At 63.0% G+C, this 505-nt stretch carries 1 pseudogene; it reads right to left on the bottom strand.

Annotated features, from left to right (window positions below):
• Positions 1-505 (bottom strand): annotated as a pseudogene (locus PA598K_RS37040) (hypothetical protein); the annotation flags it as partial.

The raw sequence follows: 505 nt of genomic DNA, 5'->3' as shown, positions 1-505 counted from the left end.
CAGGGCGCCGTCACCTTGGAGCCGGTCACCGAAGCGATCCGGCATCTGCGGTTTTGCCACTTGTAGTTGGTGAGGACCTCGATGTCCGTGAGGTTCCCCCAGCCAGCGAGCGGCGTACCCGGTACGTTGTAGCCGTCATCGACAGGCGTCCAGCCCGCTGGATAGATCGGCCCGCGCGCCCGCACCGCACGATAGCCATTGACGTAGAGCTGTCGCGTGTTGAAGCCCGCGCCGCCGGGCGCCCGATAGATATTGGCTGCTGCGTCATACAGCGACCACCCGGTAATCGTCTTGCCGCCGCTGATGATCGGCTTAGCCCCTGGAGCGGCCTTGTACATGATGTTGTAGCCCTTGGTGCCAGAGTCGCGAGTCGCGCCATCTTGCCGGAATTGCAAGGGCGCGGTCAGGTTATACGTTCCGTCCAGCAGATAGACGATCAGATCGCCGGTCATGTCCTGATTGATCGTCCGCACCTTGTCCCGCGCGCCCTCCAGCGAGCATGGAT

It is taken from the genome of Paenibacillus sp. 598K, assembly GCF_003851045.1.
Taxonomy (GTDB): Bacteria; Bacillota; Bacilli; order Paenibacillales; family Paenibacillaceae; genus Paenibacillus_D.
The sequence above is the reverse complement of the archived record's forward strand: the minus strand, read 5'-3'. Positions and strand labels throughout refer to the sequence as shown.